The sequence below is a fragment of the Sphingomonas sp. AC449 genome (genome assembly GCF_979253475.1).
In genome coordinates, this window is sequence record NZ_CEEDCZ010000002.1 from 205,596 (window position 1) to 220,969 (window position 15,374).

General features: G+C 67.1%; 12 protein-coding genes. 5 read left to right on the forward strand and 7 right to left on the reverse strand.

The annotated features are described in order from the left end of the window. Window positions 1–55: 55 nt before the first annotated feature. Window positions 56–2,071: an autotransporter assembly complex protein TamA gene (locus AC0CH3_RS04565; RefSeq protein WP_354302280.1), complete on the forward strand. Its 2,016-nt coding sequence runs from the start codon at window positions 56–58 to the stop codon at window positions 2,069–2,071. Further along, window positions 2,071–6,240: a translocation/assembly module TamB domain-containing protein gene (locus tag AC0CH3_RS04570; protein WP_354302282.1), complete on the forward strand. Its 4,170-nt coding sequence runs from the start codon at window positions 2,071–2,073 to the stop codon at window positions 6,238–6,240. The genes AC0CH3_RS04565 and AC0CH3_RS04570 overlap by 1 nt, the downstream gene beginning before the upstream one ends. Window positions 6,241–6,306: 66 nt before the next feature. On the opposite strand, the gene AC0CH3_RS04575 is transcribed toward AC0CH3_RS04570, so the two are convergent. Then, a complete protein-coding gene (locus AC0CH3_RS04575) occupies window positions 6,307–7,731 on the reverse strand; it encodes an aldehyde dehydrogenase family protein (protein WP_354302284.1) in 1,425 nt (474 codons plus the stop codon). Between the two features lie 105 nt (window positions 7,732–7,836). On the opposite strand from AC0CH3_RS04575, the gene AC0CH3_RS04580 reads away from it, so the two are divergent. Continuing rightward, the gene (locus AC0CH3_RS04580) at window positions 7,837–8,802 is read left to right on the forward strand and encodes a quinone oxidoreductase family protein (protein ID WP_354302286.1); all 966 of its coding nucleotides are present in this window, start codon (window positions 7,837–7,839) and stop codon (window positions 8,800–8,802) included. Window positions 8,803–9,060: 258 nt separating this feature from the next. Here AC0CH3_RS04580 and glnA read toward each other — a convergent pair whose 3' ends face one another. From glnA to aroQ, 6 genes are all read right to left on the reverse strand, one after another. Continuing rightward, the gene (glnA, locus tag AC0CH3_RS04585; protein ID WP_465237649.1) at window positions 9,061–10,473 is read right to left on the reverse strand and encodes a type I glutamate--ammonia ligase; all 1,413 of its coding nucleotides are present in this window, start codon (window positions 10,471–10,473) and stop codon (window positions 9,061–9,063) included. Between the two features lie 120 nt (window positions 10,474–10,593). After that, window positions 10,594–10,932 (reverse strand): P-II family nitrogen regulator, encoded by a 339-nt coding sequence (locus AC0CH3_RS04590; RefSeq protein WP_055875939.1) that lies wholly within the window; start codon window positions 10,930–10,932, stop codon window positions 10,594–10,596. A gap of 156 nt (window positions 10,933–11,088) precedes the next feature. Further along, window positions 11,089–11,424: an arsenate reductase family protein gene (locus AC0CH3_RS04595; RefSeq protein WP_354302289.1), complete on the reverse strand. Its 336-nt coding sequence runs from the start codon at window positions 11,422–11,424 to the stop codon at window positions 11,089–11,091. Window positions 11,425–11,557: 133 nt separating this feature from the next. Then, window positions 11,558–12,910 (reverse strand): acetyl-CoA carboxylase biotin carboxylase subunit, encoded by a 1,353-nt coding sequence (accC, locus tag AC0CH3_RS04600; protein ID WP_354302291.1) that lies wholly within the window; start codon window positions 12,908–12,910, stop codon window positions 11,558–11,560. Beyond that, entirely contained in the window at window positions 12,910–13,398 is a 489-nt protein-coding gene (accB, locus tag AC0CH3_RS04605) for an acetyl-CoA carboxylase biotin carboxyl carrier protein (RefSeq protein ID WP_037527677.1), read from the reverse strand. The genes accC and accB overlap by 1 nt, the downstream gene beginning before the upstream one ends. A gap of 14 nt (window positions 13,399–13,412) precedes the next feature. Further along, on the reverse strand, window positions 13,413–13,847 hold the full coding sequence (gene aroQ, locus AC0CH3_RS04610) for a type II 3-dehydroquinate dehydratase (protein WP_354302293.1): 435 nt from the start codon (window positions 13,845–13,847) through the stop codon (window positions 13,413–13,415). A 142-nt stretch (window positions 13,848–13,989) separates the two neighbouring features. On the opposite strand from aroQ, the gene thiS reads away from it, so the two are divergent. Then, a complete protein-coding gene (thiS, locus tag AC0CH3_RS04615) occupies window positions 13,990–14,997 on the forward strand; it encodes a sulfur carrier protein ThiS (RefSeq protein WP_354302296.1) in 1,008 nt (335 codons plus the stop codon). A 110-nt stretch (window positions 14,998–15,107) separates the two neighbouring features. Then, the gene (locus tag AC0CH3_RS04620; protein WP_055875955.1) at window positions 15,108–15,290 is read left to right on the forward strand and encodes a CsbD family protein; all 183 of its coding nucleotides are present in this window, start codon (window positions 15,108–15,110) and stop codon (window positions 15,288–15,290) included. The last annotated feature ends 84 nt before the right edge of the window (window positions 15,291–15,374 follow it).

Genomic DNA, 15,374 nt, shown 5'->3' on the forward strand with positions numbered 1-15,374 from the left:
GAAAATGCGTCACGAATGACTGTCGCGCGGACGGAAGCCCGGCTAGGACGCGGTCATGGTGTTCCGCTTCGGGTGGGTCCGGCTCGGCACGGCCACCGCCATCCTTGTCGTACCCGGTTTCACCGCGACGTCCGTTGCGGTCGCGCAGACAGCGGCGTCGGCGCGCGACGCGGTACCGGCCACGGGCACGCCCGCCGGCACCGCACGGGTGCAGGATCCGGCCGGACAGGTTGCGCTCGATCCGAATGCGCCGCTCGACGCGATGCCCGATATCGGCGTGGCGTGGCCCGACCTCGCGGCGTCGCCTGCGGATCCGGTGACGATCGCGACGACCACCGATGCGGTGGCCGAGGCGCGCTATGTGTGGCGACTCGACGGTATCGACGGCATCGACAACACGCTGTTGAAACTGCGCTTCAGGCAATTGTCGACGCTCAACGCCAATGACGGCGAGGTCGCGAATGCCGCGCAGCTCGACCGGCGTGCGCGTGAGGACGCCGATCTGCTCAACAGCCTGCTTCGCGCGGAGGGCTATTACGATGCGCGCGTGTCGACGCGGGTCGAACCCGGCGCCAAGCCGCTGGTGATCGTCTCCGCGGAACCCGGTACGCGCTATGTCTTCAAGGGCGTCACGATCGACGGGCTCGCGGCGGCCGGGGACAAGGCACCGGCACTCGCCAAGGCGTTCGGGGTCAAGGCCGATGACCCGGTCAATTCGGACGCGATCGTGGCCGGCGAGGCGCAACTGACGACGCAGATCGGGCGCGAGGGCTTTCCGTTCGCCAAGGTCGGGGACTCGGCGATCGTGGTCGACCATGCCACCAGGACCGCAACGCTCGACCTGTCGGTGGTTCCCGGCGGTGCCAAGCGGTTCGGCCGGATCGTCGCGTTGCCCGGGAACCGCGTGTTCGACGCCGGTCATGTCCAGGAGATCGCGCGATTCTCGCCCGGCCAGCCCTATGATGCGAACGACCTCGACGACCTGCGTCGCGCGCTCGTGCAGACGAGCCTGGTATCCTCGGTCGAGGTCAGGCCGATCGCCGGCGCGACCGCGGACAGCGTCGATATCGGCGTCAAGCTGGACCCCGCGCCCCCGCATACCATCGCGGGTGAACTGGGCTACGGAACGGGGGAGGGCGCGCGTGCGGAGGTCAGCTGGACGCACCGCAACCTGTTCCCGCCCGAGGGTGCGCTGACGCTGCGCAGCGTGATCGGCACGCAGGAGCAACTCGGGTCGATCGTCTATCGCCGCAACAATTTTCATGCGCGCGACCGCGTGCTGACCGCGCAGGTTTCGGCGGTGCACATCAATCGCGACGCCTTCGACGCGCGCACCTTCACGCTCGCCGGCAGCGTCGAGCGGCAGACGAACATCTTCTTTCAGAAAACCTGGACCTGGTCGCTCGGTGCCGAACTGGTCGCCTCTGACGAGCGCGACGTGATCGTCACGACCGGCGACCCGAGGCGGCGGACCTTCTTCATTGGCGCGCTCCCGACCAGCTTGAACTATGACGGGTCCAACGACCTGCTCAATCCGACGCGCGGGTTCCGGCTTGGTGGCCGGCTCAGTCCGGAGGCATCGTTCCAGGGCTCGGTGTTCGGCTATGCCCGGACGCAGGTCGATGCCAGCGTGTACCATACGGTGCGGGACGGGATCGTCATCGCCGGGCGCACGCGCCTCGGGACGATCGTGGGGGCACCGCGCGATGAGGTGGCGCCGTCGCGGCGCTTCTACGCGGGCGGCGGCGCATCGGTCCGCGGCTATGGCTATCAGTCGATCGGCCCACGCGACCCCAACAACGACCCGATCGGAGGCCGCAGCCTGACCGAATTCTCGATCGAGGCACGCGTCAAGGCGTTCGGCAATTTCGGCGTCGTGCCGTTCCTCGACGCCGGCAACATTTACACCTCGCCGCTGCCCAAATTCACCGGCCTGCAATATGGCACCGGGATCGGCGTGCGCTATTATTCGAACTTCGGACCGATCAGGCTCGATGTCGGGACGCCGATCAATCCGCAGCCTGGTGACAGCCGGATAGCCGTCTACGTGTCGCTCGGGCAGGCATTCTGATGGACGCGCAGGACCAGGCGGAAACGCCCGCCGTGGCGGAGCCGCGCACGCGCGGCATCCGCTGGTGGCGGTGGCTGGTCGGGGCGATCATCGCGCTGCTCGCGATCGTCGCGACCGCTTTGCTCGTCGTCGATACGGATATCGGGCATCGCTATGTCGCGAACCGGATCGGCGACATCCGGACCGCGAACGGCCTGCGGTTCACCGTCGGCCGGATCGACGGCTCGCTCTATTCGAACACGCGGCTGGTCGACCTCCGCGTCTACGATCTCGACGGGCTGGTGTTCGAGGCGCCGCGTGTCGCGCTCGACTGGTCCCCGTTCCGCTGGTTCTCCAACACGCTTGATATCGATCGTCTGGCGATCGATCGGGCGGCGCTGCTGCACACGCCGCGAACGCGCCCGTCGCGCACGCACACACCGATCCTGCCCGATTTCGATATCCGCATCGCCCGGCTTTCGGTGGGGCAGCTGACCCTCGCGCATGGCGTGCTCGGCACCCGGCGCGTCGCGCGGCTCGATGGGCGCGCCGACATCCGGTCCGGGCGCGCGCTGGTCGACCTCGCGGCACGCGTTGCCGGGAGCGATCGGGTGAAGTTGCGGATCGACGCGGAACCCGCGCGCGATCGCTTCGACATCGACGTATCGGCGCAGGGGGCCGCCAATGGTGTCCTCGCGCGCATGGTAGGCGTCCGGCGCAGCGTCGTCCTCGACGTCACCGGCGACGGCAGCTGGGCACGCTGGACCGGACGCGCCAGGGGTCGGGCGGGTGGTACCGATGTCATCGACCTCGCGCTCGAGCAGACTCGCGGTCGCTATGGCTTGTCGGGTACGCTTGCGCCGTCCGCGATACTGACCGGGCGGCTCCAGCGCCTGACCGCGCCGCGAATTCGCGTGAATGGTGCGGCCACCTTCGAACGGCGGCGGATCGATGGACAGCTTTCGGTGCGGTCGCGCGCGCTGGCGATCGACACGACGGGCATTGTCGATCTCGGCGCGAATGCGTTCCGCGACGTGCGGATCAAGGCGCGGCTGCTACAGCCATCGGCGCTGATCGGAACGATGAGTGGCCGTGCGATCGAAGTCCGGACGATCCTCGACGGTCCGTTCGCGACCGCCAGCTTCGATTATCGGATCGACGCCGAGCGTATCGCCTTCGACAAGACCGGGTTCGAGCGCGCGCGCGCGGCGGGCAAGGGGCGGTTGTCCGCCGCGCCCGTGATCGTCCCGATCCGCTTTACCGCGGCGCGCGTGACGGGGGTCGGCGATGTCGCCGGCGGCATCCTGCGCAACCTGTCGGTCGATGGACGCTTCCGGATCACCCCCGCGCTGCTCACCGGCGATGACCTCGTGCTGCGATCGGACAAGCTCAACGGACGGATCAACCTGCAACTCGACCTGCGTACCGGACGGTTCGAGGTCGGGGTGAACGGAACGCTCGGGCGCTATCTGATCCCGGGGCTCGGCATCGTCGACGTCAAGTCCGACCTGCGCGTGGTGCCCGGCCCCAATGGCAGGGGCACGCGCGTCGTCGGACAGGGTTCGGCGCAGATGATACGCCTCGACAACGCCTTTTTCCGGAGCCTGGCGGGGGGTCTCCCGCGGCTTACCGCGAAGCTCGAGCGGACAGCCGACGGCATCCTCCACTTCACCGATCTCGTTCTCGTTGCCCCGCAGATCCAGCTTCGCGGCAACGGATACCGACGTCGTGACGGCAGCTTTCATTTCGAAGGCGGCGGGCGGCAGCAGACCTATGGTGCGGTGACGCTGACGCTCGACGGCAGGATCGAACGGCCGACGCTCGATCTCGTCTTCGCGCAGCCCAATGCGACGCTCGGCCTGTCGAACGTCCGCGCGCATCTCGATCCGACGGCCCAGGGCTATGCGTTCAATGCGGCAGGCGGGTCGCGACTCGGACCGTTCACCGCGAATGGCGCGATCCTGCTGCCACGCGGCGCCGGAGCGACGATCGCGATCGGCGCGCTCGACGTCAGCGGGACCCGCGCTACCGGCAACCTTGCGATCGTCGCTGGCGGCTTCAACGGCCGGCTCGCGGTCGGCGGCGGCGGCCTGTCCGGCGAATTGCTGTTCCGTCCGGTCGGCGACGATCAACGGATCGAGGCGCATCTCGATGCCCGTACCGGCGCGCTCGCGGGCTGGACGCTCAGTCGCGGTCACCTCGACCTCGTCACGGTGCTCGATCCCGCGGGAACGTCGATCGAGGCGAAGGTGACCGCGCAGGGGCTGCGGCGGGGCAAACTGAGCATCGCGCGGCTCGGCGGCACCGCGTCGCTGCGCGGGGGCGTCGGACAGATCAGGGCGTCGATCGCGGGGTCGCGTGGTCGCGGTTTCGACATCCAGAGCGTCACGCAGGTCACGGCGGACAGCTACAGCATCGCCGCACAGGGAACGCTCGATCGCCGCCCGCTCAAACTCCTGTCGCCGGCGATCGTGACACGCGACGGCGACGGGTGGCGGCTCGCACCGACCCGGCTGAGCTTTTCGGGCGGGGAGGCGATGGTCGGGGGACGGTTTACCGCCGCGACGACCGCAATCGATGCGAGCCTGACGCGAATGCCGCTGGCGATCATGGATATCGGCTATCCGGGGCTGGGCCTTGGCGGGCTCGCCTCGGGCAGTTTCAGCATCGTCACCGCAAATGGTGCGGCACCGACCGGCAAGGCCGACCTGACGATCCGCGGGTTGAGCCGCGCCGGGCTGGTGCTGTCGTCGCAGCCGATCGACGTCGGCATCGCCGCGCTGCTCTCGCCCGACAAGCTGGGGTTGCGCGCCGTCGTCGCATCCGCCGGCAAGACGATCGGGCGTGCGCAGGCGCAGTTGTCGCCGCTCGGTCCGGGTGATCTGGCGACGCGGATCAGCGCGGCGCGGCTGTTCGGGCAGGTGCGCTACAGCGGCCCCGCCGATACGCTCTGGCGGCTGACGGGGGTCGAGCTGTTCGATCTGTCGGGGCCGGTCGCGATCGGCGCGGACGTCGCCGGCACGATCGACAATCCCGTCATTCGCGGCGTCGTTCGCGCGACCAATGCGAGGATCGAGAGCGGTACGACGGGGACGATCCTGTCGAACGTGCAAGCGACGGGACGGTTCGGCGGCTCGCGTCTGGTGATCGATCGCTTCGCGGCCGATGCGGGCAAGGGCGGGCGCGTGACGGGCACGGGCGGGTTCGACTTCGCCGCCAGAAACGGCCTGGGCATCGATCTGCGGTTGCTGGCCGACAATGCGGTGATGATCAACCGCGACGATATCGGCGCGACCGTCAGCGGACCGCTGACCTTCACGTCCGATGGCCGCGGCGGGGTGATCGCCGGAGACGTGGTCATGAATAAGAGCCGCTACCGGCTCGGGCAGGCGACCGCGGCGAGTGCGGTGCCACAGCTCAACATCCGCGAGATCAACCTCCCCGATGGCGGCGAGGAGGTCGCAGCCCCGACCCAGCCCTGGACGCTGGCGATCAAGGCGCGCGCGCCCAACCAGGTGATGGTCAGTGGCCTCGGTCTGACGAGCGAATGGTCCGCCAACCTGCAGATTGCGGGCCAGCCGCAGAACCCGGCGATCACCGGGCGGGCGACGCTGATCCGGGGGGACTATGAATTCGCCGGCCGCGAATTCGAGCTCGCGCGCGGGGTGATCCGCTTCGACGGCGGCGTGCCCGCCAATCCCGCGCTCGATATCGAGGCCAATGCGGATTCCACCGGACTGAACGCGTCCATCCGGGTGACGGGCTATGCGCTCAAACCCGAGATCGGGTTTACCAGCACCCCTGCGCTGCCGCAGGACGAACTGCTGTCACGGCTGCTGTTCGGCACGTCGATCACCAACCTGTCGGCGCCCGAGGCCTTGCAGCTCGCTGCCGCGGTGGCGGCGTTGCAGGACGGTGGCAATGGCATCAATCCGATCAACGCGGTCCGCCGCGCCGCCGGGCTCGACCGTCTGCGCATCCTGCCGGCCGATCCGCAGACCGGGCAGGGAACGTCGATCGCCGCGGGCAAATACGTCACGCGACGGCTCTATGCAGAGATCGTGACCGATGGGCAGGGGTACAGCGCGACCCAGGTGGAATTCCAGGTCACGCGCTGGCTCTCGCTTCTGTCGAGCATCTCGACGCTCGGCCGGCAGAGCGCGAACGTGCGTGTGTCGCGCGACTATTGACCGCTGCGCCCGCTGCCCGTGAAGCGCCTGCTCCCGGCGACGGGCAGGCGCTTCACGGCACGGACGTCAGCCCGGCAGGCCGACGACGGTCTTGACCTCCATGAAGTCGGTCAGCCCGTAGCGGCCGTTCTCGCGACCATTGCCCGATTGTTTGTAGCCGCCGAACGGCGCGCCGATGTCGGGGCTCCACGAATTGATCGTGACCAGCCCGGCGCGCAGCTTCGGCGCGACCTTCGCGGCGGCGGCGGGATCACCCGAGATCGTCGCGGACAGGCCGTATTCGGTCGCGTTGGCGATGCGGATGCCCTCGTCCTGGTCGCTATAGGCGGTGATCGTCGCGACCGGGCCAAACGTCTCCTCCTGCGCGATCCGCATGTCGGGACGGACATCGGTGAACAAGGTCGGCTGGATGTAATAGCCTGCGTTGCGCCCGTCGGGACGCCCTACGCCGCCGGTCACCAGCGTCGCACCCTCGTCGATCGCGGACTGGATCAGCCCCTGGATCTTGTCGAACTGCGCCTTGTTGACGACCGGGCCGATATGCTGGCCCATCTCGGCGGGGTCGCCGACCCTGGTCTGCTCCATCATCGCCTTCACGATCGCGGTGGCCTCGGCGACCTGGCTGGCATGGACCAGCAGCCGCGTCGGCGCGATGCAGCTCTGCCCCGAATTGGCGAGCACACCCGCCACCGTCGGCGGCAGCACGCTGGCAAGATCGGCGCCCTCGAGCACGAGGTTCGCTGCCTTGCCGCCCAGCTCCTGATGGACGCGCTTGACCGTCGGTGCGGCTGCCTGAGCCACCGCGATGCCCGCGCGCGTCGAGCCGGTGAAGCTGACCATGTCGACGTCGCGGTGGCTCGACAGCGCCGCGCCGACGCCGGGGCCATCGCCGTTGACGAGGTTGAACACCCCCGCGGGGACGCCGGCCGCATCCATGATCTCGGCGAGGATGATCGCGCAGGACGGCGCCTCCTCGGACGGCTTCAGGATCATCGTGTCGCCCGCCGCCAGCGCGGGCGCGACCTTCGCGCAGATCTGGTTGAGCGGCCAGTTCCACGGCGTGATCATCGCGACGACGCCGAGCGGCTCGTGCACGACGGTCGCCTTGCCGATGACTTCGGAGAATTCGAACGCGGCCAGCGCCTTGGCGGTCGCGGAGAAATGCGCGAGGCCGGTGGGCGCCTGCGCCATCGACGCGAGCGCCATCGGTGCACCCATTTCCTGCGACATCGCCTTGGCCAGATCGGGCATCCGCGCCTTGTACTCGGTCATGATCCGGCCGAGCATTTCGAGCCGCTCCTGCACGCTCGTCTGGCTCCAGCTCTCGAACGCGGCGCGCGCGGCAGCGACCGCCTTGTCGACATCGGCCGCGGTGCCGAGCGTGATCTCGGTACAGGGCTGTTCGGTCGAGGGGTCGATGACCTGATGGGTGCGACCGCCGTCGCTGTCGACCCACGCGCCGTCGATATACTGCTTCAGATAGCTCTTCATCATGCCTCTCCGCATCGTGTTTGGTGAAGGAATGGGCGTCGGGCCGGGCGGTTGCAACCCGAAACGCGGCGCCTAGTTAGGGGGCAGGATCAACAGGAGACGGGCATGGCACGCGTAGCGACAATCAGGACGACCGGCGGCCCCGAGGTGATCCAGTGGGACGACGTCGACCTGCCCCCGCCGGGCAAGGGCGAGGTGTGGATGCGCAACACCGCGGTCGGGCTGAACTATATCGACACCTATCACCGCAGCGGCGTCTATCCGGTGTCGCTGCCCTCGGGGCTCGGCAGCGAGGCGGTCGGCGTGGTGATGAAGGTGGGCGAGGGGGTCACGGGCTTTGCCGCGGGCGACCGCGTCGGCACCTTCGGCCCGACGCGCGGGGCCTATGCCAGCGAGCGCAACGTGCCCGCGGCCGAGCTCTTCCATTTGCCCGACACACTGGACGACCGCACCGCGGCGGCGATCCTGCTCAAGGGCTGCACCGCGGAGTTCCTGATCGAACGCTGCGCACGCGTCGAGGCGGGGCAGACGGTGCTCGTGCATGCTGCCGCGGGCGGCGTCGGGCATATCCTGGTTGGCTGGCTGAAGGCGATCGGCGCCACCGTGATTGCGAGCGTCGGCAGCGAGGCGAAGGCCGAGCGGACGCGCAAGGCGGGGGCCGATCACGTCATCCTCCACCGGTCCGAGGACATTGCAGCGCGGGTGCGCGAGATCACCGGTGGGAAGGGCGTCCCCGTGGTGCTCGACGGCGTCGGTGGCGCGACGTGGACCGCATCGCTCGACAGCGCGGCGAAGCGCGGACTGATCGTCAGCTATGGCAATGCGGGGGGCGTGGTGGATGGCGTCAATCTGGGCGTGCTCGCGGCCAAGGGGTCGCTGTTCGTGACGCGCCCGACGCTGTTCGATTATGCCGAGCACCGCCAGGCGATGGTCGACCGGGTCTTCGCGATGCTCGCGCAGGGCGCGTTCAAGCCGGAGATCGGCCAGACCTTCGCGCTGGAGGAGGTTGCCGAGGCGCACCGGGCGCTCGAGGCGGGCGAGACATTCGGGAGCAGCGTGCTGGTCGCCTGAGCGCGCTGCACTCCTGTTCTCCCGCGAAGGCGGGAGCCCAGACTGGGTCCCCGCCTTCGCGGGGACATACAGGGTCTGGATGTACCGTGCAGTTTGAGCCTCCCCGGTCGGGGGAGATTGAAGAGCACCTTTACAGAAAAAGGGCGCCCGGATTGCTCCGGGCGCCCTTTTCTCTGTCAGCGCCGTGGCGAAGCCACGTCGTCGGTCGTCGCTCTACGCGACGCCGGCCGACAGCGGCTAAGCTGCCGGCACGGCAGATTAGCCGCTGTAGTACATGTCATACTCGACCGGGCTTGGCGTCATTTCCCAACGCGCGACCTCGGCATACTTGATCTCGACATAGCTCTCGATCTGGTCCTTCGAGAAGACGTCGCCCTTGAGCAGGAAGTCGTGATCCGCGAGCAGGCATTCGAGCGCCTCGCGGAGCGACCCCGCGACGGTCGGGACCTGCGCGAGCTCTGCGGGCGGCAGGTCGTACAGGTTCTTGTCCATCGCCTCGCCCGGATGGATCTTGTTCAGGATGCCGTCCATGCCCGCCATCATCAGCGCCGCATAAGCGAGGTACGGGTTGGCCAGCGCATCGGGGAAACGCACTTCGACGCGCTTCGCCTTGGGGCCCGTGCCGTACGGAATGCGGCACGATGCCGAGCGGTTGCGTGCCGAATAGGCGAGCAGCACGGGCGCTTCGTAACCGGGGACGAGACGCTTGTAGCTGTTGGTCGACGGGTTGGTGAACGCGTTGACCGCCTTGGCGTGCTTGATGATTCCGCCGATGAAATACAGGCACATGTCGCTGAGGCCCGCATAGCCGTTGCCGGCGAACAGCGGCGTCTTGCCGTCCCAGATCGAGAAGTGCGTGTGCATCCCCGAGCCGTTGTCCTCCTTGATCGGCTTGGGCATGAACGTCGCCGTCTTGCCATACGCATGCGCGACCTGGTGGACGACGTACTTGTAGATCTGCATGCGATCCGCGGTCTGCGTCAGCGTGCCGAAGGTCAGGCCCAGCTCATGCTGCGCGGCCGCGACTTCGTGGTGATGCTTGTCGCACGGCAGGCCCATCTCGATCATCGTCGAGACCATCTCGCCGCGGATGTCGACCGCGCTGTCGACCGGCGCGACCGGGAAATAGCCGCCCTTGGCGCGCGGGCGGTGGCCGAGGTTGCCGCCCTCATATTCGCGGCCCGAATTGCCCGGCAGCTCGATGTCGTCGATCTTGTAATAGCTGGTCGAATAGCTGTTCTCGAAGCGGACGTCGTCGAACATGAAGAATTCGGCTTCGGGGCCGACATAGACGGTGTCGCCGACGCCGGTCGTCAGCAGATACGCCTCGGCGCGCTTGGCGGTCGAGCGCGGATCGCGGGCGTAGAGCTCGCCGGTCGACGGATCGCTGATGTCGCAGATCAGGATCATCATCGGCGTCGCCGAGAACGGATCGACATAGACCGCGTCGAGATCGGGCTTGAGCGTCATGTCGCTCTCGTTGATCGCCTTCCAGCCCTCGATCGACGAGCCGTCGAACATCAGGCCGTCGGTCAGCTCGTCTTCGCTGATCAGGCTGGCGACCATCGTCAGATGCTGCCACTTTCCCTTGGGATCGGTGAAGCGCAGATCGACCCACTCGATCTCCTGGTCCTTAATCATCTTCAGGACGTCGTTGGCCGAATTTGCCATGATGCTAAGCCCTCTTTGCTCGATAGGTCGGCACGTATGCCGGAAATGATAGTGCGGCGCAGCGCGCTATTTCCACAGATTGTTGCGCCGCGTCAAATGAAGTCGGTGTCAGGGAGGCGGTTAGATCGCGTCGTCGTCGCGCTCGCCGGTACGGATGCGCAGTGCGCTCTCGACCGGGATCACGAAGATCTTGCCGTCGCCGATCCGGCCGGTCTGCGCGGCCGCGGCAATCGCCTCGACGACGCGTTGGGCCAGACCGTCCTCGACGACGACCTCGAGTTTTACCTTGGGCAGGAAGTCGACGACATATTCGGCGCCGCGATACAGCTCGGTATGGCCCTTCTGCCGGCCGAAGCCCTTGGCCTCGGTTACGGTAATGCCGCTCACGCCGATCTCGTGCAGCGCTTCCTTCACCTCATCAAGCTTGAACGGCTTGATGATGGCTTCGATCTTTTTCACAGGTACGCCCCCGATTGTCGTTGAAACCAACGCCCTACAGGGCGCCTTGCACCAAGCGTGCCAGTCGTCGCCGCCTCGGGCAACGACCGATTCATCTGAAAACCCTGCCCGAAAATACAGCATCCGGAACGGATGTGCACGATGCGGGGGCAGCGATCACAGGATTTCGTGCAGCCGCGCGATGGGCCGTCCGAGCCGGACGCCCTTTTCGGTCTCGACCAGCGGACGCTCGATCAGCAGCGGATCGATCATCATCGCGTCGAGGATCGCCTCTGCATCGCCGTGCTTGACCGCCTTGGCGCCGTCTTCCGCCATGCGCAGGCCCTGACGCGGCGTCATCCCCGCGCGGTCGTAAAGCCGGACGAGCTCTGCGCGCGACGGGGGAGTCTTGAGATATTCGACGATCGTGACGTCCGCGCCGGCATCCTGCAGCAGCGCGAGCGCCTCGCGAGACTTTGAGCAGCGCGGGTTGTGGTAGATCGTCGCCTTCACGAATGCTCCGTCGTCATTGTTGACCCTCGTCATCCCAGCGCAAGCTGGGATCTCCCCGTTGGGATCTTACCGCAAACCAAGCGGGAGATCCCAGCGTGCGCTGGGATGACGGCTGGGGTGGAAGCAGGAGCGCCTACGTCCCCTGCTTGGCGAGCCACTCTTCCAGCCACTTGATCGTGTACGCGCCTTCCTGGAACTCGGGATCGTCGAGCAGTGCACGGTGCAGGGGAATCGTCGTCGTGACCCCCTCGATCACCATCTCCTCGAGCGCACGCCGCAACCGCCGCAGCGCGCCCTGACGCGTCGCGCCGTAGACGATCAGCTTGGCGACCATCGAGTCGTAATAGGGCGGCACGCGGTAGCCGGCATAGAGCCCGCTATCGACGCGGACATGCATCCCGCCGGGCGCATGATAGAGCTTCACCAGCCCCGGCGACGGCGCGAACGTGCGCGGATCCTCGGCGTTGATGCGGCATTCGATCGCATGCCCGCGGAACTGCACGTCTTCCTGGCGCAGCGTCAGCGGATGCCCCTCGGCGATGCGGATCTGTTCACGCACGAGATCGAGGCCGGTGATCATCTCGGTCACCGGATGCTCGACCTGGAGCCGGGTGTTCATCTCGATGAAGTAGAACTCGCCCGCTTCCCACAGGAACTCGATCGTCCCCGCGCCGCGATAGCCCATGTCGGCCATCGCCTTGGCGACGATCCCGCCCATCCGCTCGCGCTCTTCGGCGGTGATGATCGGCGAAGGCGCTTCCTCGAGCACCTTCTGGTGGCGGCGCTGGAGCGAGCAGTCGCGCTCGCCGAGATGGATCGCGTTGCCCTCGCCGTCGCCGAAGATCTGGAATTCGATATGCCGCGGATTGCCGAGGTATTTTTCCATGTAGACGGTGGCGTCGCCGAACGCGGCCTTCGCCTCGCTGCCGGCCTGCTGCATCTGCGTCTCGAGGTCTTCGGCGTCGCTCACGACCTTCATCCCGCGACCGCCGCCGCCGGAGGCGGCCTTGATGATCACCGGATAGCCGATCTCGTCGGCGATCCGCTTGGCCTCGGCGATGTCGCTGATCGCGCCGTCCGAGCCGGGGACGAGCGGCAGGCCGAGGGCACCCGCGGTGCGCTTGGCCTGGACCTTGTCGCCCATCGTGCGGATGTGCTCGGGCTTCGGCCCGACGAACAGGATGTTATGCAGTTCGACGATCTCGGCGAACTGCGCGTTCTCGCTGAGAAAGCCGTAGCCCGGATGGATCGCATCCGCGCCGCTGATCTCGGCAGCCGAGATGATGTTGGGGATGTTCAGATAGCTGTCGGTGGCCGACGGCGGTCCGATGCAGATCGCCTCGTCCGCGAGCCGCACGTGCATCGCGTCGGCGTCGGCGGTCGAGTGGACCGCCACCGTCTTGATGCCCATCTCATGGCAGGCACGGTGGATCCGCAGCGCGATCTCGCCGCGGTTCGCAATGAGCAGCTTCTTAATTTGCTTCATTATTCGACCACGACCAGCGGCTGGTCGAATTCGACCGGCTGGCCGTTCTCGACGAGGATCGCGGTGACGGTGCCGGCCGAGGGCGCGACGATCGTGTTCATCACCTTCATCGCCTCGATGATCAGCAGCGTGTCGCCCGCATTGACCTTCTGGCCGACGGTCGAGAACGGCTTCGCCTCCGGGTTGGCGGCGAGATAGACGGTGCCGACCATCGGCGACTTGACCGCGCTCGCGCTGATTGCCGGGGCGGAGGCGCCGACTTCGGCCTGCGGGATCGCCAGCGGTGCGGAGACGGCGGGCGCGGCGGGGGCGGGCGCGTAATGCGCAACGGGCGCAGCCTGTGCGGCCTTGCGCGCGACGCGGATCCGGCGCGAGCCGTCCTCGACTTCGATCTCGGTCAGCTGCGTGGTGTCGAGCAGTTCGGCGAGCTGGCGCACCAGGGTCACGTCGACCTGCATTGCGCCTGTTGTTTCTGGTGTATCGGTCATGGCGGGGCCTCCTGTCAGAACCGTGCGACGGCTTCAAGCGCGAGCAGATACGAAAGCGCGCCGAAACCCGCGATCGTGCCCTTCGCCGCCTGTCCGACCAGGCTTACATGCCTGAACGATTCACGTGCGTGGGGATTGGAAAGATGCACTTCGATCACCGGCGTCTTCACGCCCTTGATCGCGTCATGGACCGCGACCGAGGTGTGCGTGAAGGCGCCGGCGTTGAGAATGACGGCCTTGGCGCCGCGCGCCTGCGCCTCCTGGATCCAGTCGACGAGGTGCCCTTCGTGATTCGACTGGCGCATGTCGATCGTCAGGTCGAGCTCGCGCGCGCGATCCTCGAGCTGGCCGGCGATGTCGTCGAGCGTCTCGTCGCCGTAGATCTCCGGCTCGCGCGTGCCCAGCAGGTTGAGGTTGGGGCCGTTCAGGACGAAGACTGTCGCGGGCAAGGGCTGCTCCTGGTTGCAGGGGCATCGAACCACCCCCTATATGCACCTCCCTTACCCGTTCGTGTCGAGCGAAGTCGAGACATGAGACCGGCAGCGGACGGGTGGTTTCCCGACTTCGGTCGAAACGAACGGAAAACTCTGCATGCCCCACTCCGACGGCACCGTCTCGATCACCGTGAACGGCGAGCACAAGCGGGTCTCCGCCGGCCTCAGCCTTGCCGGGCTGGCGACCGAACTGGGACTCATTCCCGAGAAGATCGCGGTCGAACGCAACATGGAAGTCGTGCCGCGCTCGACGCTGGCCGAGGTGATGGTCGAGGATGGCGACGATCTGGAGATCGTGCATTTCGTCGGCGGCGGCGATCACGTCGCAGCGATCGACGCGGATCGCTGGACGGTCGCCGGGCAGACATTCCGTTCGCGGCTGATCGTCGGGACCGGGAAGTACAAGGATTTCGCGCAGAACGCGGCCGCCGTCGAGGCGTCGGGCGCGGAGATCGTCACCGTCGCCGTCCGCCGCGTCAACGTGTCGGATCGCAACGCGCCGATGCTGACCGACTTCATCGACCCGAAGAAGATCACCTACCTGCCCAACACCGCGGGCTGCTTCGATGCCGAATCGGCGATCCGCACGCTGCGGCTGGCGCGTGAGGCGGGGGGCTGGGAGCTGGTGAAGCTCGAGGTGCTCGGCGAGGCGAAGACGCTCTATCCCGACATGGTCGAGACGCTGCGCGCGACCGAAGTCCTCGCCAACGAGGGCTTCAAGCCGATGGTCTATTGCGTCGACGATCCGATCGCGACCAAGCGGCTCGAGAATGCGGGTGCGGTCGCGATCATGCCGCTGGGCGCGCCGATCGGCTCGGGGCTGGGGATCCAGAACCGCGTGACGATCCGGCTGATCGTCGAGGGGGCAGGGGTGCCCGTGCTGGTCGATGCGGGCGTCGGCACCGCGTCCGATGCGGCGGTGGCGATGGAACTCGGTTGCGACGGCGTGCTGATGAACACCGCGATCGCCGAGGCGAAGGATCCGCTGATGATGGCGGCGGCGATGAAGGCCGCGGTCGAGTCCGGGCGGCTCGCCTATCGTGCCGGCCGGATGGGGCAGCGGCGCTATGCCGATCCGTCGAGCCCGCTGGCCGGGCTAATCTGATGGCGACCTCATGACGCAGACGTCACGGAACCGCCGGTAAACATGACCGTTATACCTTCACAAGTTCAGAGCGGCACGACTGGCGTGTCGCGAAACAGATGGAGGCTCTGATGGGCGAATTCACCGACAAGGTCGCAGCAGCAGGCAACAAGGTCGCAGGCAACGTCAAGGAAGCCGTCGGCAAGGCGACCGACAACGACCGTCTGGTCGCTGAGGGCGAAGCACAGCAGGCCAAGGGTACTGCACAGAATGTCAAGGGCAGCGTCAAGGGCGCACTCGGCGACGACATCTAAGCTACACCTGGTACGTGAATACAGGCCGTTCCGGGAAACCGGGACGGCCTTTTCTTTGTGCCCTATTGGTCTTTTCGCATATGA

Excerpts from the sequence above, each read along its gene's own strand:
- AC0CH3_RS04565 (WP_354302280.1), top strand. The coding sequence starts at position 56 with ATGGTGTTCCGCTTCGGGTGGGTCCGGCTCGGCACGGCCACCGCCATC.
- AC0CH3_RS04570 (WP_354302282.1), top strand. The coding sequence starts at position 2,071 with ATGGACGCGCAGGACCAGGCGGAAACGCCCGCCGTGGCGGAGCCGCGC.
- AC0CH3_RS04575 (WP_354302284.1), bottom strand. The coding sequence starts at position 7,731 with ATGAAGAGCTATCTGAAGCAGTATATCGACGGCGCGTGGGTCGACAGC.
- AC0CH3_RS04580 (WP_354302286.1), top strand. The coding sequence starts at position 7,837 with ATGGCACGCGTAGCGACAATCAGGACGACCGGCGGCCCCGAGGTGATC.
- glnA (WP_465237649.1), bottom strand. The coding sequence starts at position 10,473 with ATGGCAAATTCGGCCAACGACGTCCTGAAGATGATTAAGGACCAGGAG.
- accC (WP_354302291.1), bottom strand. The coding sequence starts at position 12,910 with ATGAAGCAAATTAAGAAGCTGCTCATTGCGAACCGCGGCGAGATCGCG.
- accB (WP_037527677.1), bottom strand. The coding sequence starts at position 13,398 with ATGACCGATACACCAGAAACAACAGGCGCAATGCAGGTCGACGTGACC.
- thiS (WP_354302296.1), top strand. The coding sequence starts at position 13,990 with ATGCCCCACTCCGACGGCACCGTCTCGATCACCGTGAACGGCGAGCAC.
- AC0CH3_RS04620 (WP_055875955.1), top strand. The coding sequence starts at position 15,108 with ATGGGCGAATTCACCGACAAGGTCGCAGCAGCAGGCAACAAGGTCGCA.